The sequence below is a fragment of the Shewanella sp. genome, assembly GCF_051658185.1.
Taxonomy (GTDB): domain Bacteria; phylum Pseudomonadota; class Gammaproteobacteria; order Enterobacterales; family Shewanellaceae; genus Shewanella.
Genome location: NZ_JBOFMC010000123.1, coordinates 1 through 18,835, shown reverse-complemented (window position 1 = coordinate 18,835; position 18,835 = coordinate 1). Strand labels below are relative to the sequence as shown.

General features: G+C 50.1%; 20 protein-coding genes. 12 read left to right on the top strand and 8 right to left on the bottom strand.

Annotated features, from left to right (window positions below; all coding sequences use genetic code 11):
- Both ACRCZA_RS05250 and ACRCZA_RS05245 read right to left on the bottom strand, forming a co-directional pair.
- Positions 1–819, bottom strand: an 819-nt coding sequence (locus tag ACRCZA_RS05250) for a M17 family peptidase N-terminal domain-containing protein (protein WP_438673415.1), incomplete at its 3' end; no start/stop codon positions are given.
- 133 nt (positions 820–952) lie between these two features.
- On the bottom strand, positions 953–1,696 hold the full coding sequence (locus tag ACRCZA_RS05245; RefSeq protein ID WP_438673414.1) for a spermidine synthase: 744 nt from the start codon (positions 1,694–1,696) through the stop codon (positions 953–955).
- A 122-nt stretch (positions 1,697–1,818) separates the two neighbouring features.
- On the opposite strand from ACRCZA_RS05245, the gene ACRCZA_RS05240 reads away from it, so the two are divergent.
- The 6 genes from ACRCZA_RS05240 (at position 1,819) to ACRCZA_RS05215 (ending at position 7,181) form a co-directional block, all read left to right on the top strand.
- The gene (locus ACRCZA_RS05240; RefSeq protein ID WP_438673413.1) at positions 1,819–2,364 is read left to right on the top strand and encodes a mechanosensitive ion channel domain-containing protein; all 546 of its coding nucleotides are present in this window, start codon (positions 1,819–1,821) and stop codon (positions 2,362–2,364) included.
- 295 nt (positions 2,365–2,659) lie between these two features.
- A complete protein-coding gene (locus tag ACRCZA_RS05235; RefSeq protein WP_438673412.1) occupies positions 2,660–3,055 on the top strand; it encodes a SirB2 family protein in 396 nt (131 codons plus the stop codon).
- A complete protein-coding gene (locus ACRCZA_RS05230; protein ID WP_438673411.1) occupies positions 3,055–3,843 on the top strand; it encodes a SirB1 family protein in 789 nt (262 codons plus the stop codon). Before ACRCZA_RS05235 ends, ACRCZA_RS05230 begins: the two co-directional genes overlap by 1 nt.
- 174 nt (positions 3,844–4,017) lie before the next feature.
- Positions 4,018–5,265 carry a DUF819 family protein gene (locus tag ACRCZA_RS05225; RefSeq protein WP_438673410.1) on the top strand — a complete coding sequence of 416 codons (1,248 nt, stop codon included), beginning with the start codon at positions 4,018–4,020 and terminating at the stop codon, positions 5,263–5,265.
- A gap of 57 nt (positions 5,266–5,322) precedes the next feature.
- Complete coding sequence (gene kdsA / locus ACRCZA_RS05220) at positions 5,323–6,171, top strand: 3-deoxy-8-phosphooctulonate synthase (protein WP_438673409.1); 849 nt, start codon at positions 5,323–5,325, stop codon at positions 6,169–6,171.
- A 137-nt stretch (positions 6,172–6,308) separates the two neighbouring features.
- Positions 6,309–7,181, top strand: a complete 873-nt coding sequence (locus ACRCZA_RS05215) for a multidrug transporter (protein ID WP_438673408.1) — start codon at positions 6,309–6,311, stop codon at positions 7,179–7,181.
- Between the two features lie 121 nt (positions 7,182–7,302).
- On the opposite strand, the gene ACRCZA_RS05210 is transcribed toward ACRCZA_RS05215, so the two are convergent.
- Complete coding sequence (locus ACRCZA_RS05210) at positions 7,303–8,277, bottom strand: ketopantoate reductase family protein (protein ID WP_438673407.1); 975 nt, start codon at positions 8,275–8,277, stop codon at positions 7,303–7,305.
- Between the two features lie 216 nt (positions 8,278–8,493).
- Positions 8,494–8,853: a VanZ family protein gene (locus tag ACRCZA_RS05205; protein ID WP_438673406.1), complete on the bottom strand. Its 360-nt coding sequence runs from the start codon at positions 8,851–8,853 to the stop codon at positions 8,494–8,496.
- Between the two features lie 153 nt (positions 8,854–9,006).
- On the opposite strand from ACRCZA_RS05205, the gene ACRCZA_RS05200 reads away from it, so the two are divergent.
- Positions 9,007–9,492, top strand: a complete 486-nt coding sequence (locus tag ACRCZA_RS05200; protein ID WP_438673405.1) for a YajQ family cyclic di-GMP-binding protein — start codon at positions 9,007–9,009, stop codon at positions 9,490–9,492.
- A gap of 289 nt (positions 9,493–9,781) precedes the next feature.
- On the opposite strand, the gene ACRCZA_RS05195 is transcribed toward ACRCZA_RS05200, so the two are convergent.
- The 4 genes from ACRCZA_RS05195 to ACRCZA_RS05180 form a co-directional block, all read right to left on the bottom strand.
- Positions 9,782–11,197 (bottom strand): AmpG family muropeptide MFS transporter, encoded by a 1,416-nt coding sequence (locus tag ACRCZA_RS05195; protein WP_438673404.1) that lies wholly within the window; start codon positions 11,195–11,197, stop codon positions 9,782–9,784.
- 226 nt (positions 11,198–11,423) lie between these two features.
- Positions 11,424–11,756: a hypothetical protein gene (locus tag ACRCZA_RS05190; protein ID WP_438673403.1), complete on the bottom strand. Its 333-nt coding sequence runs from the start codon at positions 11,754–11,756 to the stop codon at positions 11,424–11,426.
- A gap of 211 nt (positions 11,757–11,967) precedes the next feature.
- Positions 11,968–12,552, bottom strand: a complete 585-nt coding sequence (locus tag ACRCZA_RS05185; protein ID WP_438673402.1) for a peptidylprolyl isomerase — start codon at positions 12,550–12,552, stop codon at positions 11,968–11,970.
- A gap of 90 nt (positions 12,553–12,642) precedes the next feature.
- Positions 12,643–13,209, bottom strand: coding sequence for a YajG family lipoprotein (locus tag ACRCZA_RS05180; protein WP_438673401.1), 567 nt, complete (start codon positions 13,207–13,209; stop codon positions 12,643–12,645).
- Between the two features lie 610 nt (positions 13,210–13,819).
- On the opposite strand from ACRCZA_RS05180, the gene ACRCZA_RS05175 reads away from it, so the two are divergent.
- From ACRCZA_RS05175 to hpt, 5 genes are all read left to right on the top strand, one after another.
- The gene (locus tag ACRCZA_RS05175; protein WP_438673400.1) at positions 13,820–14,866 is read left to right on the top strand and encodes a DUF2804 domain-containing protein; all 1,047 of its coding nucleotides are present in this window, start codon (positions 13,820–13,822) and stop codon (positions 14,864–14,866) included.
- Between the two features lie 22 nt (positions 14,867–14,888).
- Entirely contained in the window at positions 14,889–15,764 is an 876-nt protein-coding gene (locus tag ACRCZA_RS05170; RefSeq protein WP_438673399.1) for a sterol desaturase family protein, read from the top strand.
- Positions 15,765–15,970: 206 nt separating this feature from the next.
- Positions 15,971–17,365: a UDP-N-acetylmuramate:L-alanyl-gamma-D-glutamyl-meso-diaminopimelate ligase gene (gene mpl / locus ACRCZA_RS05165; protein ID WP_438673398.1), complete on the top strand. Its 1,395-nt coding sequence runs from the start codon at positions 15,971–15,973 to the stop codon at positions 17,363–17,365.
- Positions 17,366–17,369: 4 nt separating this feature from the next.
- Positions 17,370–18,029 (top strand): flavin prenyltransferase UbiX, encoded by a 660-nt coding sequence (locus tag ACRCZA_RS05160; RefSeq protein WP_438673397.1) that lies wholly within the window; start codon positions 17,370–17,372, stop codon positions 18,027–18,029.
- Positions 18,030–18,036: 7 nt separating this feature from the next.
- Positions 18,037–18,564: a hypoxanthine phosphoribosyltransferase gene (hpt, locus tag ACRCZA_RS05155; RefSeq protein ID WP_438673396.1), complete on the top strand. Its 528-nt coding sequence runs from the start codon at positions 18,037–18,039 to the stop codon at positions 18,562–18,564.
- The last annotated feature ends 271 nt before the right edge of the window (positions 18,565–18,835 follow it).

The window sequence follows — 18,835 nt, the reverse complement described above, 5'->3', positions numbered from 1 at the left end:
GCCCACGAATGCGATGGGCGAAGCTTGACTGCCAGGCCAGTGGGCTACCACCAATTTCGGGGGACGGGCACTGCCTTTGCCCACCGCAGCTAAGGCGCCTAGGTTTAAACGCTCGATATCTTTGGCTTCTAACACGGTCACTTTTACCCCGAGGGATTTGAGTTTTCGAGCCTCGTTGGCAAAGGTTTCAGGGTACATGTTAGCCGCAGGCGCATTGGTGAGGTCGCGCGCTAAAAACACTCCAGCTTCAACAGCTTGTAGGTTTTTATGGTGTTTTTGAGTGGCATTGACGTCATCAACACCTATTTGATAATTTTTTTTGATGCGCTGGCTGGCTTTAAATTGGGTGTAACGGTAGCTGCGCAGTTCAATACCGTGGGCCAGCTCGGCGGCAAATTGCCCCGTGGCATTGAGCCCTTGGGTGAGGACGCGCACGCTAGGCTGTTGCACGCTTTCGAGTTTGGCTGATAGCTGCCCACCAAGGTGATTGATATCGCCCGGTGTGAGGCTCGTTGGATCGCCCACGCCAACGAGCAGCACCCGTTTAGCATCAATTTCACTGGGAACGAGAAGCTCTAAGATTTCTCCGCGTTTGCCTGAAAAAATATTATCTGCCGTCGCGAGGTTGAGCTGATCTTGAGTTGACTGCGGCAACATTTCGATACCATAGGTGGTCGAATCGGCGCTGTGAAACAGCACTAAGGTATCGGCATTGAGCGACTGACGCGCATCAAAACTAAAGGTTTCGGCGTTAGCATTGAGAGGGTTAAGGCACGCCAGCGCCATAACGCTTAACATAAATGGAGAATTATTTTTCATTGTGACAGCTCATATCTTTTTAGAGTAATGGGTCATATTGTTAGAGGTGACAGCTGATATTGACGCCAGTGCGCAGCATAACAAAGCTCTGACTTAGGGTTAACTAATTTAATCCATTTATTGACTATTAATCTTACGTCCACGGTCCAAAGCGCGTCAGGGATCTTTCTAGGGCAAAATTAAGCTTTGGCGAGAGAGATTGCGCCTGATGTTTGAGCGCCGACGCGCCGAGTAGCAGGGGGGCCTGACTGGCAAAAATCACCCAATTCCCTCCGCCAGTCAGGCAGGCGTGCACATGGGCAAAGTGTTCGGATACATCGGCGAGTAATTGGCGGTTTTGGCTGTGTTCTTTCCAGCAGTTAAGCACGAGATAACCATTAGGTTTAATCAGTTGCGTACACTTGGCTAAAAATACGGGTGCGAGCTGCCCGCTATCGACGCCTTTAGCGCTGTAAATGTCGGCAAAAATCACATCCACCCTTTTATGCTCGCCCCGTGCGAGAAACTCAATGGCATCATCCTGAATAAGATTGAGTTTTTTACCTATCGGTAGTTGAAAATAACGTTTGGCTAATTCGATAACGGCGGGGCGCAGTTCGACGGCGGTGAGTTTAATCGCGGCGTCAAAATGGCGCAGGGCATGAATAAGGGCGCCGCCGCCTAAGCCGAGCACCATGGCGCTGCGGGGTTGGCAAAATAATAGGACTAACAACATTGCCTGCACATAGGTGTGCTGGGGAATGTGGGGCGCGGCTTTTAGGATCTTACTTTGCTCGTCATTGTCACCAAAGGAGAGGATCCGCGCGTCGTCGTAGTCGAGTACGCGAATGGGGCCAAGCGCGTCTTGGGTTTCGTGGAGTAAAATTGCATCGGCCATCGTTAAGGTTACTCAGTGTTGCTGTTGGGGTTAGTTACGCAGGCGATAACGACTTGGCGAAGGCTATAACTGCTCGTGCAAAAAAGTTAGAATCCGGCGGTGTTATCAAATGAGTGGCTATTATGACAAATCAAATCCTGCTTGCCTGCATTTATCTTGCGGTGTTTATCTTTTTACAACGTGCATTAACCCAATGGGTTAAAAAACTCTCATTGATGAAGCAGGTGAGTGCCGCGCGTACCAGTTTAGTGACCCGGTTTATCTCCTATGTCATGTTTTTTACGACCCTCTCGTTAATGGCGGTATCCCTCGGATTTGGTTACCAAGATGTGTCGCTATTTGTCTCTTCTGCCTTTGCGGTAATGGGAGTGGCCTTAGTGGCCCAGTGGTCCATTTTGAGCAATCTTACCGCTGGGGTGCTGATTTTTTTTGTGTTCCCCTATCGGATTGGTGAGCGGATTCGGGTGGTGGATAAGGATGAAGATATCAGCGGGGTGATTATTGAAATTGCGTTATTTCATGTGCTTATTCATCGTGATAATGGCGATACTATTACCTATCCCAATAATTTGATGCTGCAAAAAGCGGTGTTGAAGCTTGCCGATCAGAGTCCGTTAGCCCAGCGCCAAGCGCTGCTAGAGAGCAAAAAAAAGTACGACCCTGAGTAGTCATGTGCCCCTGACTGCCTGTGACTCAGGTGTGGTGATGAACGACCGACTGGTTAAGCATGCTCTTTGAATGAGCCTTTGAATGAGTCTGTTAAACGCACCTCTGAATGAACGAAGAGGGTGAGCCAATAAAGGCGCTATCAACCCTCTTTTGGCTGCCGCCAGACACCAATATGGCAGTATCGTTTGCCGAATTTCTTCGACCAATCCTGCGGTTAATCTCGCGCCTTAGGCATTGGTATGGCGTAGGGATTAGGGTAAACTAGCGCCTTTGTCACTGGCCATAAGTACCCCTATGGAAACTTTTTACAGTCTATATCCCGCGGTTAAGCATCTGCATTTAACGTTAATTGCTTTGAGTGTGCTGTTTTTTATGGTGCGTTTTGCGCTGCATTTACGTCAGTCTGCACTGATGGATAAAAAATGGCTCAAAATTGCTCCCCATGTGATTGACACTTTTTTGCTGCTTTCGGGCTTAATTCTGTGCGTGATGATCAAACAATATCCCTTTGTGGATCCCTGGATGACTGAAAAAATCGGTGCGGTAGTGGCCTATATCGTCCTAGGGGTGATGGCGTTAAAAGCAAATCGAAACAAATTATTCAAAGTCTTTGCCTTCCTAGGTGCATTAGGTTGGTTAGTGTATGCCGCCAAATTGGCGCATTTTAAACAAGCGGTATTATTGGGTTAATGGGTAAATATACACTTCAAGATAACATTGCATTGCCAGAGTTGGCTTTGGATGTCGGTGCTCACCTTGGATTTTGCAACCTTAACGCGGCTAACTGGGCGTGGTTGGAATTGGCTGGGGCGGTGTTAAGTCATTATTTGGTGGATCAACAGCAGCGCTTAACCGCGTTACTCAACTGGTTTTATCAAGATCTGGGTTTTTGTGCCCGTGAAAACTACTTCAGTGTTGAAGCGGCGGATTTAGGAACCTGTCTTATCAGTAAGCAGGGGAATAGCACGACGCTTGCGACCGTGTTGATGTTATTGGCAAAGCAGCTTGATCTAACCCTTGAACCCGTGCTTTTGCCAGGTTACACCGTGCTTCGCAGCAACCTCGGTGGTACGGTGCGGTATCTTGACCCGCTCACGGGACATGAGCTTTCGCGCCATCAGTTACATGTGTTGGTGCGCGGTGAACTGGGTAATGCAGCGCAATTTAAATCGAGTTATTTGAAGAAAGTCTCGGTACAAAAATTGGTCACGCGGATGTTGCATGAGCTCAAAGCGGGCTGCATTGTCTCCCACCAATTTGAGGCGGCGATGGAGTGCTGTAATTTACTGCTGCAATGGCATAGCGATGATGTGCATCTTAATCGTGAGCGCGCCTTTATTGCCGAGCAACTGGGTTGCATTAAGGTGGCGGCGGCTGATTTACAGCATTTTATCGATCACAGTCCGCACGATCCGGTGATCGAATTGGTTAAGATGCAGCTTAAAGAGTTAACCGAGCACGCTGAAATTTACCATTAACAAGAGCCCCGCGGGGCTCTTAGTATTTATTATATAATTCAAAATATTAGGAAGTTTTACCCCTTTCTGAGTCGAGCGGACATCGGCTCAGCGCTGCAGCAGGCAGTGATTAACGATAAACAGCATAAATACAATAATCATAAATACACTGTATCCAACAGGGAGAGCATTAGCATGACAGGCACGGCATTAGTCACCAATGACGCGGTGGCGCTTGGGATCCTCGCGACTATTTTAGGTTTGGTGTTTTATACCAGCAGTAGTCGTCATCCGTTTTGGCAAAAGTTTTACCGTTTTATTCCTGCATTATTATTGTGTTACTTTTTGCCATCATTACTTAATACCTTTGGGGTGGTCGATGGCCATGCCTCACAATTGTATTTTGTCGCCTCCCGTTATTTGCTCCCCGCATGTTTAGTCTTATTGATTTTAAGTGTTGATTTAAAAGCTATTTTAGGCCTTGGGCCGAAGGCGCTGATCCTCTTTTTAACCGGGACGCTGGGGGTGGTGCTGGGCGGGCCGGTTGCGCTGCTGCTGGTATCGTTCATTGAACCAGGCCTCATTGGCGTGGATGGGCCCGACGCGGTATGGCGTGGGATGACAACCCTAGCAGGCAGTTGGATTGGCGGCAGTGCCAACCAAGCGGCAATGAAAGAGGTGTACGCTGTCGGGGGCAATATTTTTTCAATGATGGTGACGGTCGATGTGATCGTTGCCAATATTTGGATGGCGGTGTTGCTGTTTTTAGCCTCCAAAGCCAAACAGATTGATGCCAAAACGGGTGCAGATACCGCGGCAATTGAAACCTTAAAAGCCAAAGTTGAGCAATATCAAGCTGATAATGCACGTATTCCTAACCTACGAGATCTGATGTTGATCGTGGCTGTCGGCTTTGGGATCACGGGTATCGCCCATATTGCGGCGGATTTTCTGGGGCCGTTTTTCGAGGCCAATTACCCTTGGACGGTGGATTACAGTTTTACTTCTAAATTCTTTTGGTTGGTGGTGATCGTCACGACCATCGGTTTGGCCATATCCTTCAGCCCGGCGCGTCATTTAGAAGCTGCGGGGGCATCAAAGCTGGCCTCGGCATTTTTGTATATTTTAGTGGCCACCATTGGGTTGCAGATGGACGTGAGCAAAGTGCTGGATACGCCACTGTATTTTTTAATTGGCATAGTGTGGATGCTCGTGCATGCCACCTTAATGTTATTGGTGGCTAAACTGATTAAGGCGCCGCTGTTTTACATGGCGGTGGGTAGCCAGGCCAATATTGGCGGTGCTGCATCGGCGCCCGTGGTCGCCGCCGCGTTTCACCCCGCTCTTGCCCCGGTGGGGGTATTATTAGCCGTATTTGGGTATGTGTTAGGTACCTATATGGCGTGGATTTGTGGTCAAATTTTACAGTTAGTTGCGGTATAACCGCCTTAGCTCCTATTCACCGCTGGACTGCGTCCAGCCTTTAAGAGAGAAGTTGCGATGAGCAATAAAATCATTAAGTTAGGTAAAATCGAGATCGCCAACGATAAACCTTTTGTGTTGTTTGGTGGCATGAATGTGTTGGAGTCGCGCGATCTGGCGATGTCGATTGCTGAAACCTATGCGCAAGTGACCCAAAAATTAGGGATCCCCTATGTGTTTAAGGCGTCCTTTGATAAGGCTAATCGCTCTTCAATCAATTCCTACCGTGGACCTGGGATGGAAGCGGGCTTAAGGATTTTTGAGGAGATCAAAAACACCTTTAACCTGCCGCTGATCACCGACGTGCATGAGGTGCACCAGTGTGCGCCCGTTGCTGAAGTTGTGGATATTATTCAACTCCCAGCCTTTCTTGCTCGGCAAACGGATCTGGTGGTGGCCATGGCAAAAACCGGCGCCATCATCAATGTGAAAAAACCACAGTTTTTAGCGCCCCACGAGATGCGCCATATCATCACCAAATTTAATGAAGCGGGTAACGACGAAATTATCCTCTGCGAGCGTGGCTCGTGCTTTGGTTACAACAACCTGGTGGTGGACATGCTCGGCATGGATGAAATGAAGCAAACGGGTTACCCGGTGATTTTCGATGCGACCCACGCGCTGCAGCGTCCGGGTGGACGCGCCGACTCTGCTGGTGGTCGCCGTGCACAAGCGACCGAATTGGCTCGCAGTGGCATGGCCTTAGGTTTAGCGGGGCTGTTTATTGAGGCTCACCCGGATCCCGATAATGCTAAGTGTGACGGCCCCTGTGCGCTGCCGCTGCATCAGTTAGAAAATTACCTCACCCAGATGAAAGCGATTGACGATTTGGTCAAATCTTTTGACCCTATCGATACCAGCAAATAGTGATATTGCCTGTTACGCAGATAAAGCCCTGAGAAATTCGGGGCTTTTTGCTTTTAGAATGACATCAATGCCGTAGCAAGGTTAGCGCTTGATGCTTTATGATACATTTTCGCGCCCCTTTTGTTGGAATAGTTAAAATGTGGATGTTGTTGACCTTATTTGCCGCGTTTATGCAGGCTTGGCGCAACGCATTTCAAAGTGAACTGAGCCGTGAAGTAAAAGTGGCTGGGGTGACATTAGCCCGTTTTATATGGGCGGGGCCCATTGCCGCTGCCTACCTTGCGAGCTTATATCTATGGCAAGATGTGGGATTGCCTGATTTTAGCGGGCGGTTTGTTGGGTTGATTGTAGGGGCCTCGGCCATGCAAATTTTGGCAACCGGGTTAATGGTGCAACTGTTTAAGTTGCAAAACTTTGCCGTGGGTGCCGGCTTGGCAAAGAGCGAGGCTGTGGTGGCGGCGGTTTTGGGAACCTTATTTTTTGGAACCCAATTGTCCTTGCTCGGTTGGGCGGGGGTGCTGTTAGGTGGCTTTGCGGTCTTTTTAATGAGCGCCAAACACGGTCTGCGCAGTTTATCCTGGCCCACGGTATTGATGGGGCTCGCCTGCGGCACGGCATTTGCCTTAACATCCCTGTGGGTTCGCGAGGCCAGCCTTTGTTTAAATGTGGGCTTCCCCTACAGTGCCGCTTGGGTGTTACTGTGGGTGATTGTGCTGCAGACCGCAGTGCTGCTTGGATATTTGCTTCTTAACGATCGCGGGACACTAACCGCGTTGTTGGCGCGGCCGAGGCTCACGCTGCTGATCAGCGTTGCCAGTTGCCTTGGCTCGATTGGCTGGTTTAGCGCAATGTCAATTCAGGCAGTGCCTTATGTTAAAACCTTAGGGCAGGTTGAGGTGTTTTTTATGATGCTCATCGCCACATATTGGCTTAAGGATGACGTCAACAAGCAAGAATACCTGGGCTTAATATTGATAGCCCTAGCGGCAATCCTCGTGATGTGGAGCTAGGGGCTTAGATGCGCATTTATCCGAGCAAATAGCCCCATGCCTTTATGGCGTAAGTGAATTTGGCTGTTCTTGATGGAAAAGTGCTAAGTGACTGGTTAAGTTGAACGGCCAAGTTGAATGACTAAGTTGAATGACTAAGTTGAATCACGCGCTCGCACAGGGCGGCATGGGTCGGTGCGCACAGCCCATGGGCGTTGGCCCGCTCGCAGATGTAGCCATTAATCTGGGCAATCTCGCTGCGTCGGCCGTGGGCCAGATCCTGATGCATGGAAGAGTAATTGCTCGAGGTCAGCTCAATCACCCGATAGACCCTTTCCTGTAACAAGGCTTTATCAAGGTGGATGCCATCATGGGCGCCAACGGCGATTAACTCATCCAAAATATGATCAATCTGCTCACTGAATTTGGGCTGTGCTAACGTGCCATTTGGGCATTGATAAATCGCCGTGAGAGGATTGATAACCGCGTTCACAGCAAGCTTTTGCCATAGGCAGGGAATAATATCGGCAGCCCACTCGCAGTGAGGGATGGCCGTCAGCAGGCGGTGGCGCAGCTCCTGAGTTAACGCCGGTCCTTGGTAATGGCCTAATTGCGTGAGCCCTTGTCCGGTTTGCTTTATCTGCCAAGGGCCTAGGCGCAGCACACCTTGGGAGGTGGTACCTAAACTGAGACCTCGTCCGCCAAGGAGTGGCGCAACGGCCAAATGTGGCCCCATGCCGTTATGCAGCAGCATAATATGGCAATCTGTGGGGAGTTGAGCGAGTAATGGCTCGAGAGCTTCCAATACCTGATAGGCTTTAACGCAGACAATGACCAGTTTAACCGCCTTGAGCGCATCCGCCTTGGCCTCAATGATAGGGGCACTGTAATGCTGCATCGCGGGGGGGATGACTTCCGTTGCGACTGACGGCGTCGCGTTTATGCGTGCGGCAGCGGCGGGGGGCAGTGGTATTACGCTTAGCGCCTGTTGCCTTGATGGTGCCAATGTTTTTGCGATAAAGCCTACTTCATTCCCCGCCACGTGCAATTGATAGGCAATTAATTGGCCTACGGCGCCGGCGCCAAGGATAGCGATAGTTGGTTTGGGTAATGTCATGGAGTTTACCTTAGCGCATTTACAGTATTCACGGTATTGACAGCACTCACTGCACTCACAGTACTCACAGTACTCACAGTACTCACAGTACTCACATCACTCACCGCATTTACAGTAAGGCCAGCAAGGCTGCGACATTTGCCTAGGCAATGGGGTGATCCATGTTGGCGGCGTGATGAATCCGTCGTGGTGTTAATGAGTCGATTTTAAGCCAATTCAGTCAATCAATTGGGCGGCACGGAAATACTTGCCATAGGCCCAAAGGCAAAAATAAAACAGGGCAATCCCGCCAAAATCCGCCAGCAGATCGGCTATCGAGGCGCTGCGATAGGGTAAGCGTGCTTGGACTAGCTCAATGATCACCGCATAGACCGCTAAGGCGCTAGAGAGTAAATACCAGCGTGGCCGAAATGCCAAATAGGTCAGGTAAGCTAAGCAAAAAAAACTGCCGAGGTGGCCAATTTTATCGAGATGGGGAATGCTTTGTGTATAGGTGGGTCTGGAAAACACCAGATAACTTATCACCACAACGGCTACGGCTAATGCCAGTTTAAATAAGGTATTTTTAGTTGTCACAATTTCGTTTGATTATTTTGGCGTGGGCCAATAATAGGAAAATGTGCCGCTAAAGTCACCCATGATCGCGCTTTATTCTAGGCTTTACCTTCAACTTCGGCCTGTGTGTGGGTAAACTAGCACTATGTTAATTTAATATGGGACATAGATATTATGCCTTCGATGGATATTGTGTCAGAAGTGAACGAAGTTGAATTGCGTAACGCCGTCGACAATACCAAGCGTGAGCTGGCGACGCGGTTTGATTTTCGCGGCAAAGAAGCCAGCGTGGAATATAAAGACCATGTGGTGACCTTAACTGCCGAAGATGACTTCCAATGCAAACAATTGGTGGACATTTTACGGATGCAACTGAGTAAACGTAATGTTGATCCGTCGTCGATGGAAGTCGATGAAAAAGCGATCCATAGCGGTAAAACCTTTTCCTTAAAAGTGAAGTTTAAGGAAGGAATTGACACCTTAGTCGCCAAAAAGTTAGTAAAGCTGATTAAAGACAGCAAACTTAAGGTGCAAGCGGCCATTCAAGGCGAGAAAGTGCGAGTCACAGGCAAAAAACGTGATGATTTACAAGCCGTCATGGCGTTGGCGCGTGAGTCTGAATTAGGTCAGCCTTTTCAGTTTGATAACTTCAAAGATTAATCGTCCGCGGTGAATTGTTGTGTCAACAATGGTTGTGCGATGATTTGTTATGCGGTGAATGGTTGTGCGATGAATCATGGTGTTAATGCCTGTGGCCTGACAGGCTGATTCAATGATAGGCCGAGCCGATGACAGGCCGATGATAAGCCCATGATAGGCCGGTGATGGGTTGCTCGCCATTAAGCATTGCGCTTGCCATAGGTTTGCCCCCTTTGTCAGTTGACCGCGCTAAGCCCGCAGATCGCGATTTGCGGGCTTTTTGCGTGCATATTCTTGCAGAATGCGTGGATTACTCGGTTTTTTCGGCGCGATCTGGCGACGATGGATCCCGTAGGGAGGTGCTGGGATGCGGCGCATATTTATTGACTAAGGCAATCAACAACAACACCGGAAAACCGATAATACTGGCGGCGATAAAAAACTGAACATAGCCAAAGGCGTCTACATAGGCACCCGAAAAACCAGCAATAAATTTAGGGAATAACAGCATGATCGACGACAGCAGCGCATATTGGGTCGCACTGTACCCTTGGCTCGTCAGGCTGGACAAATAGGCAATAAAGGCCGCCGTTGCAATCCCCGCACTAAAGTTATCCACCGAAATGGCAAAGGTTAAAAACGCCACGTTATAACCCAGCAGCGCTTGCCAAGCAAACAGCAGATTCGTCACCGCAACCAGCAGTGCCCCAAGGAAGAGGATTTTCATCGTGCCAAAGCGCGCTAACAGGACTCCCCCAAACGCGGCGCCAACTAAGGTCATGATAAGGCCATAGATCTTACTTAAATAAGCGATTTCCTCCTTCGTAAACCCCATGTCAACATAGAAGACATTCGCCATAATACCCATCACAATATCGGAGATCCGATAGCAAGATATGAGCAAAAGGATCAGCATCGCACTGCGGCCATAGCGTTTAAAAAAGTCGATAAAAGGCAGGATGCTCGCGGTATAAATCCATGACAGGCTGGCAGCTATCGCCCTAGGGTAACGCTGTGCTAAGCGGAGTTTTAAGGCGAGTTCCGTGGCATCGGCGGCGCGGGTATCGACCTTAGGCTCACGGCTAAATAGGGTGGTTAAAATGCCAATCGCCATCAAGCCTGCCATCACTAAATAGGAGGTTTGCCATGCGATTAGGTGGTATTCATTGTGGCTAGGTTCGACCCACGCGGCGATGGTGAGTGCGCCTGCGGTCGCGACAATCATGGCGCTGCGATAACCCACTTGGTAGGCGGCAGCTAGGGCGGCTTGCATTTTTTCCGGTGCCGATTCAATGCGAAAGGCATCGATAACGATATCTTGGGTGGCCGAGGCAAATGCGACCATCAAGGCGCAAATGGCTAAGCGTTCAAGATCCTTAACAGGATCGCTAAAGGACATACCAAGAATAGCCGCAACCAGTAATAACTGGGCAAACAACATCCAGCTGCGCCGCCGTCCCAATACGCGCGTTAAGAAGGGCAGGGAGAGGCGGTCGACTAAGGGCGACCAAGCCCATTTAAAGGCGTAAGCGAGGGCAATCCAGCTGAAATAGCCAATCGCGGTGCGATCGACGCCGGCTTCTCTCAGCCAAAAGGATAAGGTGGAAAAGACCAGCATTAATGGCAGTCCTGCGGAGAAGCCAAGGAGCAGCAGGATGAGTACCCGCCTATGGTAGTAAACGCTGAGCGCATCAAGGGTGCGCTGGATAAAACCGGATGCAAACATAAACAAACGCCAAGGAGTTTAATTGGCTTAGCTTACGGGCAAGGGGTAGCTAGGTTCAAGGATTAATGCCAATCGGCGGGCATATCTGTTACGTTGACGACAGCTTTGCGGGGGGGCTTGCCGCTTTTTAGCCGATGGCTCTGGCGCGGGGATCAAAATAGGCTCAGTGAGCCTATTTGGGGAGTCGTTAACCGTTTGTCCGCTAAACCATCAGCGTTAACGCCATTTACGGCGGTGATTGTGGTCTTAGCCCAATGCAGCCGCTCGGCACTTTGCCACCCATACTGAGAAAATTGCAGCAATCATCGAGTTGTTGACGTAAATATTGATTGCCACGGATCATCCAGTCTGGCCATTGATTAAAGCTGTGGAGCAAATGCCAAAATACCTTTTCGGTTTCGCTCAGTGCTTCATCGCTTGGCGCGAGTTGTTGCCATTCTTCCAAGGTATCCCATAGGTAAAGCTGGACCTCTTTAAAATCGAGCGTGTTGCTTAAAAAGGCTTTGCCATATATCGCCAGTTGCGGTGCCTTATTGTCAATAAATTCCGCTGTGGTCACCCTGTGCCTCCTTTGCCTGACTGTCACTGCAGTCTCGCCGCTATTGCTATTGGGCGGTTATTCCCGCGCTGTATCCCACTCGATTTATAACTCGGTTATTATCGTCGTGCTTTGCCTCGCCGTTCTAACGCTCCCGAGGTTATCGAGAGCGTAGCGGGGGCTGCATCAGAGTATAGAAAGTCCCGTTGGGTTTTGGCTGATCCTTGTGAGATTATTTTTTCGGTAATAATTTGGCAGTTTTGAGGATAATCGGCGTCACCGGCACATCGGGCCAATTGAGCTTAGGATTGGTGGTTGTTTCTACCACCGCCATGGCTTCGAGCACAGGTTTACCTTCAATCACTTCACCAAATACCGCGTATCCCCAACGACGTTTTGATGGGTCGAGTTTAGTGTTGTCGGTGACGTTAAAATAGAACTGGCGCGTTGCCGAGTGGGGATCGTTATCCCGTGCCATAGCAATGGTGCCCATGCTGTTGGTCAGGCCATTGCCGGATTCGTTGACGATAGGCTTGCCTTCCGGCAATTCTTCTAATTGGGGATTGAGTCCCCCGCCTTGTACAACAAAGTCACTGATCACACGATGAAAAATAGTGTTGTTGTATTCACCTTTCACCACATAAGTTAAAAAGTTATCGACGGTGATGGGGGCGCGGGTGCGGTCGAGCTCCACGACGATTTTGCCTAAACTGGTGTCAAACTCGACTTGGGGATACAGGGTATCCTTTTGAATGTCGATGGCGAGGCTGCTGTGGCTGGCACAGAGTATAACAAGGGCGGATATCCAACGTAGCATTTTGATTTCCTTAGTAAACGTAAGCTGCTTTTGGCAATAAAGGGCTTTGAGTGGTTACCTAAAGCGCGTTAATGCTGTCAATGGTTGCAGTTATTGTTGTAAAAACTGATTGAGTTCGGGGTCGTTTAAAATCTCGCCCGTTAACTGTCCCAGTAGTTTATTCATGTCTAATTCGAGGGTCGCAAAATCCGGCGTCAGTGGCCCTTTAAGGTTGCCTTTGGCGCGATAGCGTTTGACTAACTCTTGCTGATTATTGCGTGCCTGTACGGCAATCACGACTTGGTGTTTGGCTTCATAGCCGAAGGTTTTTTTGATCACATCCATTTGCAACTCTTCTAATTGAATTTGCACCGAATGGCTGGCGCTAGGGTCAATTTGATAGCCCGCTTGGGCAAAACCCGTGCGAAAGACGTCATCGAGCAGTAGATTAGGCGGCTCGCTAGGGCCGATTAAGCGGGTTTTGGTGCCTTCTTCGATAAAGCGTGCCACATAGTCTAATTTGCGGCTATCTAGGGTATTGAGCGAGATCTGGATGGGGATCGTCGTTTGTTGGCGGACATGGGGCACCTGTGGGCTGAAAGCTAAGTCCGGTGGGTTTTGGCTTGCGCAGCCGACGAATAACAGCGGGAAGGTGAGCGTCATTAATAGGCGTTTCATGGGGAATTCTCTTACCAATAAAAGTCGCAACAGCATACCAGAAATCATTATTGATGCTACAGCCGCAGTCTAAGGGTAATTTAAGCGTGTTGCTTCGCTTTTCAAGCTGTTAGCAAGGTGCCCTCGTGTAAGTCTATGCAAAGTGAGTCTTTGCCTTTATTTATCGATGGTGCCATCTTGCTGAGGTGCGCCCAGGTCGGTATTGCCGCAAGTCGCTGGCGTAGCCACGCCTTAGTTAGTGTTACTACACCTTAGTTGGTGTTGCGACGCCTTAGTTAGTGTTGTCACCAGTGATTAGCGTGGCCAGCATGGGCGATGGACGCATTGGCATGCCCCTCAATGGTGATTAAGTGCAGGCGCGCGATGCTGAAGCTTATTGAGGCGCATGCCCTTGATGCTGACGTTCAGTGACGGTTAAGTGGCAAGTGGTTAAGGCTAGACAGTACCGCAGCCGTTACCTGATGGGAGCGTTATGAATATCAAGCTTAGATACCCATGGTTAACCTTTTGCTGAGGACTCTTTTCATGGCGAGGTGAACAGGTTAGAGTAAAAATTCGAGGTGCAATAAGAGGGTTGCCAAGCCCACAACAAGCTTAACAAGGCGCAGTCATGTTCAGGATAAATACCCAGATAGCCCCCAAACGGTTGATTGAGCCAAGTGGCAGCCCACAGTTTGGCCATTTTGATGGCATAGTGCATAACCTCGGCTTAGCCCATTTTCATTATTGCAATACTATGGATAAGCCCGCATCGGCATGGGCTAAGCATTTTGATTTTAAGCAGTTTCAGTTTATTTCCCTTGTAACGCCCCGTTATGTTATCGGGGTGGCATTGGCCGATATCGCCTATCTGGGCAGTGCGTTTTGTTATGCCTATGAAATCCAAAACCAGCGCTTGATCGAGCAGCAGTGGCTAAGACCCTTGAGGCTGGGGTATCGCATGACGCCCTCACCCTATCAAGGGCTTGGTCAGATAGGGCGCGCTGGCAACCGCTTACAGTTTACTATTGTGGAGGGCGAGTGGCAGCTGGTTATCGACACGCCACGCATTCAAGCGGAGATCAGTTTGCAGCCTCCCGCCCTCAGTTTGCCGATGGCGCTGTGCACGCCAACGGGCTATAACGGCTGGACCTATACCCAAAAACATAATGGGCTGGCGGTTAAAGGTCGGCTCATGGTTGATCATGAACCACAGCCATTGAATTTGGCGTTAGCCGGCTATGATTTTTCTGCGGGATTCATGCGCCGCGATACCAGTTGGCGCTGGGCCTCTATTAGCGCGCAGATTGCGCAGGGCATTATGGGGCTTAACTTGGCTGCGGGGGTGAATGAAACCGGCGCCAATGAAAATGTATTCTGGATTAATGGCGAGCGGCATTTGCTTGGTCCGGTGCAATTTGAATTTGTGCGCCGCTCTGGAGACTCAGACAGAGACTCTGGTGCCGAGGTTTGGCGGATTTATAGCCTTAATGGTCAGGTCAATTTACAGTTTGTCGCGCGCCGCTGTCGTAGTGAAAAGCGCAATTTCATCCTGCTTAAAAGTAATTTTCGGCAATATATCGGCTTATTCAGCGGGACGATTATCGATAATGGCGGGCATCGTTATGAGCTCACCGAGGTGCTGGGGTTAACGGAAGATCACTACGCGCGCTGGTAAGCGCTAACAAGGACGCATTTTGATGAATATCGCCGCAATTATGGATCACCCCGAGCTCCTTTTATTGGTGTTAGCGCCACTCTTTTTTCTATGTATTTTGCTTGAATGGTACGTGGGAACGCGGCGTCAAGCGCTGCCTTTGAGTGCTCGCTATCATGGGCGGGAAGTGTGGTGTAATTTTACCCTTGCGGCCATGCATCAGGCGTCAGATCTGCTCTGTGGGTTGCTGGTGGCGAAGGTCTATTTAGCGGCCTTTGGCTGGAAATTATTCGATATCACCCTGACACCCTTAAGCTTTATTGCCTTGATGGTGGCTCAGGATTTTTGTTATTACTGGTTTCACCGCGCCAGTCACCGGGTGCGCTGGATGTGGGCGGCTCATGTTGTCCACCATAGCTCAGAACACATGAATTTTAGTACCGCCTTTCGTCAGAGTTTAATGTATCCCCTAGCAGGCATGTGGCTGTTTTGGTTGCCCTTAATCCTGATAGGGTTTGATCCACAATGGGTGATTTTTACGGTGTTACTGAATCTTGGGCTACAATTTTTTGTGCATACCCAATGGATTAAATCCCTCGGCCCCCTAGAGTGGCTTTTGAATACCCCCTCCCATCACCGGGTGCATCACGGGCGTAACCCCCAGTATATTGATAAAAATTATGCGGGTATCTTCATCGTTTGGGACAAACTTTTTGGCACTTTTGCCGCAGAAACCGAGACGGTGGTGTATGGCATTACTAAGCCGGTGAACAGTGTTAATCCGCTGCGGGTGACGTTTAGGGAATGGCAAGACATGTTGACCGAAGCCTGCGCGCGCGGATTGTCTTTCAAGCAGCGCTTGCGGATCCTGTTTGCGCCGCCCGCACCGAGTGTTAACACCGATGAGCTGCCACGCTAAAGCGGCAAGTTTAGGTGTTGTGACTGTTAGCAATATGGCCACGACCTGTTAGCGAACATGCGTCGCCTCTGCTACGGGGGCGTTAACGGCCAGCGTTTGACGTTAATCCTTCTGTGATGGGGGCGTTTTTCCCGGCCCCTTACCTGACAATCTGTCCTGCGATGGATTAGAATAGACCCGAATTCAAAAACATCAGAGTGAGTGGTATGCACGTACATATTTTAGGGATTTGTGGCACCTTCATGGGTGGACTGGCGTTACTGGCGAGGGCAAAAGGGCACAGAGTGACTGGCTCAGACGCTAACGTCTATCCTCCGATGAGCACTCAGCTTGAGGAGCAAGGGATTGAACTTATTCAAGGTTTTGATCCTGCGCAATTAGGCGCCGTAGGGCAATATCCCGATCTGGTGGTGATTGGCAATGCCATGAGTCGCGGTAATCCCTGTGTCGAAGCCGTGCTTAATCTTGGCATCCCTTATACCTCTGGCCCGCAGTTTTTGGCCGATCATATTTTACCAGGCCGCTGGGTGTTAGCGGTCGCGGGGACCCACGGTAAAACCTCTACCTCTAGCATGTTAGCGTGGATTTTGGCGGCATGTGGCTATGAGCCCGGCTTTTTAATTGGTGGCGTGCCGCAAAACTTTGGGGTGTCGGCGCGGTTAGGGCAATCAGACTTTTTTGTGGTGGAGGCGGACGAATACGACAGCGCCTTTTTTGATAAGCGTTCCAAATTTGTGCATTACCACCCACGCACGTTGGCAATCAATAACCTCGAGTTTGATCATGCGGATATCTTTGCCGATCTTGGCGCGATTCAAAAACAATTTAATCACCTGATCCGCACTGTGCCCGGCCAAGGGAAAATCATTTGGCCCGCCGATGCCCACGCGGTCAAGCAATCCATCGAAATGGGCTGCTGGAGCGAGCAAGAAACCTACCATAGCGCAGAGTCAGCAACGGGCTGGTACGGCAAGGCCCTCACCGATGACTGTCATCGCTTTGAGGTGTTTTTTGAGGGCCAGAGCCAAGGCGTGCTGGAGTGGGAGTTAATCGGCCAGCACAACATCGACAACGCCATGATGGCGATTGCGGCGGCGCGCCATGTGGGCGTGGCGCCGAGTGCGGCCATCGAGGCGTTGACGGGTTTTGTGCCACCTAAGCGACGCCTTGAGTTGTTAGGCACAGTCAATGGCGTGAGCGTTTACGATGATTTTGCCCATCATCCCACCGCGATTGCCACCACCCTTAAGGGCATGCGCGCTAAGGTGGGCCAGAGCAAAATTACCGTAGTATTAGAGCCGCGATCCAATACCATGAAGAGCGGTGTCCATAAAGATACCTTAGCTCATTCGATGATGCAGGCAGATGAAGCCTTTTTATATCAAGCCGATACAATCGATTGGAATATCAAAGAAGCCATGGAAGCGGCGATTATCCCGGTGACGGTGTTACATCAGATTGATGATGTGGTGGCAAAGGTCGCCGCCAGCGCCAAAGCCGGCGATACCATAGTGGTGATGAGTAACGGAGGGTTTGGTGGCTTACATCAAAAGCTGTTAGCCGCATTAGCTGACCGTCCGCAATTTGTCGTGCAGGCATAATCCCATGGCCTATATGAAGTCTGCTAAAGCCATCAGTCTTGCTTGGACGGGCGCCTCGGGAGCGCCCTACGGGCTGAAGTTACTTGAATGTTTGTTAGCCTCGGGTTATCAAGTGTTTTTGATGATCTCTAGCGCGGCGCGGGTGGTGCTGGCGACCGAGCATGGTCTGCAGCTCAGTGCCAACAGCGCCAAAGCCAAAGCGCAATTGCTTGAACTGCTTAGCCAAGCGAATACGCCACTCATGGGTGAGCTAGTGGTACTGGGGAAAGATGAATGGTTTTCACCGCCCGCCTCCGGCAGCGCGGCTCCTAAACAAATGGTGATTTGCCCTTGTTCGACCGGCACCTTAGCGGCCGTGGCGAGCGGGATGAGTAATCATTTACTTGAACGCGCCGCCGATGTGGTGATTAAAGAGCGCGGCCAACTTATCCTCGTGCCGAGGGAAACGCCTTTTAGTGCCATACACTTAGAGCATATGCTCACGCTTTCTCGCCTCGGCGTGACCATTATGCCCGCGGCGCCGGGTTTTTATCACAATCCCAAATCGGTGGAAGATCTGGTAGACTTCATGGTCGCTCGGATCCTTGATCATTTGGGCGTTGACCATGCATTAACGAGTCGCTGGGGTTACAGCAAGTTAACTGACCACGACATCGACAATTGAGACTACTATGAAACACACCACCGAAGTGATGATCTCAGCAGAAGAGATCAGCCAAAAATTGGATCAGATGGCCGAGCTAATCAATGCCCATTATGCCAACAGCGAACGTTTGCTGATGGTGGGACTGCTCAAAGGCTCTGTGGTTTTTATGGCGGATTTATGTCGCCGAATTAAAGGCCATGTTGAAATCGATTTTATGTCGGTTTCCAGCTATGGCAATGCGATGACCAGTTCACGGGATGTGAAAATCCTCAAGGACGTGCAATCGGATATCGCCGGTCGCGACGTGCTGATTGTGGAAGATCTCATTGATTCGGGGAATACCTTAAGCAAAGTGCGTGAAATGCTACTGCTGCGTGAGCCAAAGAGCCTCGCGCTATGTACTCTGCTTGATAAGCCAGAGCGCCGCGAAGTCGACGTCCAGGTCGATTTTATCGGCTTTACCATTCCCGATGAGTTCATTGTTGGCTATGGTATTGATTATGCTGAGCAATACCGTAATTTACCTTACATTGCTAAGGTAGTACCGCTGTAAGCTACACCGATGGCGCGGCTCGCTTACCACACGTGGTGTCGATAACGGCTATGCAAATGGAAGCCACCAGCCGCCCCACCGAGGCCCATCATCGGGGCCGACCTAAAACTCCCGCATCAGTGGGAGTTTTGCGTTTTAAGGGCGTATTGTTTCGCCCTTTTAGTCGCTGGTGGTTTATGGACTGTCGAGACCGTGCGTGACCAAGACTGTGCGTGAGCAAGATGATGAGTCGTTTGTCATGTGGCTCATCGGGCTTGGCTATCGCCTTGGG

What these genes read in the sequence shown, in the direction of transcription:
- ACRCZA_RS05170 (WP_438673399.1), top strand. Translation starts at nt 14,889, where the DNA reads ATGAATATCGCCGCAATTATGGATCACCCCGAGCTCCTTTTATTGGTG.
- ACRCZA_RS05215 (WP_438673408.1), top strand. Translation starts at nt 6,309, where the DNA reads ATGTGGATGTTGTTGACCTTATTTGCCGCGTTTATGCAGGCTTGGCGC.
- ACRCZA_RS05175 (WP_438673400.1), top strand. Translation starts at nt 13,820, where the DNA reads ATGTTCAGGATAAATACCCAGATAGCCCCCAAACGGTTGATTGAGCCA.
- kdsA (WP_438673409.1), top strand. Translation starts at nt 5,323, where the DNA reads ATGAGCAATAAAATCATTAAGTTAGGTAAAATCGAGATCGCCAACGAT.
- ACRCZA_RS05195 (WP_438673404.1), bottom strand. Translation starts at nt 11,197, where the DNA reads ATGTTTGCATCCGGTTTTATCCAGCGCACCCTTGATGCGCTCAGCGTT.
- ACRCZA_RS05240 (WP_438673413.1), top strand. Translation starts at nt 1,819, where the DNA reads ATGACAAATCAAATCCTGCTTGCCTGCATTTATCTTGCGGTGTTTATC.
- ACRCZA_RS05235 (WP_438673412.1), top strand. Translation starts at nt 2,660, where the DNA reads ATGGAAACTTTTTACAGTCTATATCCCGCGGTTAAGCATCTGCATTTA.
- ACRCZA_RS05245 (WP_438673414.1), bottom strand. Translation starts at nt 1,696, where the DNA reads ATGGCCGATGCAATTTTACTCCACGAAACCCAAGACGCGCTTGGCCCC.
- ACRCZA_RS05160 (WP_438673397.1), top strand. Translation starts at nt 17,370, where the DNA reads ATGGCCTATATGAAGTCTGCTAAAGCCATCAGTCTTGCTTGGACGGGC.
- hpt (WP_438673396.1), top strand. Translation starts at nt 18,037, where the DNA reads ATGAAACACACCACCGAAGTGATGATCTCAGCAGAAGAGATCAGCCAA.
- ACRCZA_RS05180 (WP_438673401.1), bottom strand. Translation starts at nt 13,209, where the DNA reads ATGAAACGCCTATTAATGACGCTCACCTTCCCGCTGTTATTCGTCGGC.
- ACRCZA_RS05185 (WP_438673402.1), bottom strand. Translation starts at nt 12,552, where the DNA reads ATGCTACGTTGGATATCCGCCCTTGTTATACTCTGTGCCAGCCACAGC.
- ACRCZA_RS05225 (WP_438673410.1), top strand. Translation starts at nt 4,018, where the DNA reads ATGACAGGCACGGCATTAGTCACCAATGACGCGGTGGCGCTTGGGATC.
- ACRCZA_RS05230 (WP_438673411.1), top strand. Translation starts at nt 3,055, where the DNA reads ATGGGTAAATATACACTTCAAGATAACATTGCATTGCCAGAGTTGGCT.
- ACRCZA_RS05210 (WP_438673407.1), bottom strand. Translation starts at nt 8,277, where the DNA reads ATGACATTACCCAAACCAACTATCGCTATCCTTGGCGCCGGCGCCGTA.
- ACRCZA_RS05200 (WP_438673405.1), top strand. Translation starts at nt 9,007, where the DNA reads ATGCCTTCGATGGATATTGTGTCAGAAGTGAACGAAGTTGAATTGCGT.
- mpl (WP_438673398.1), top strand. Translation starts at nt 15,971, where the DNA reads ATGCACGTACATATTTTAGGGATTTGTGGCACCTTCATGGGTGGACTG.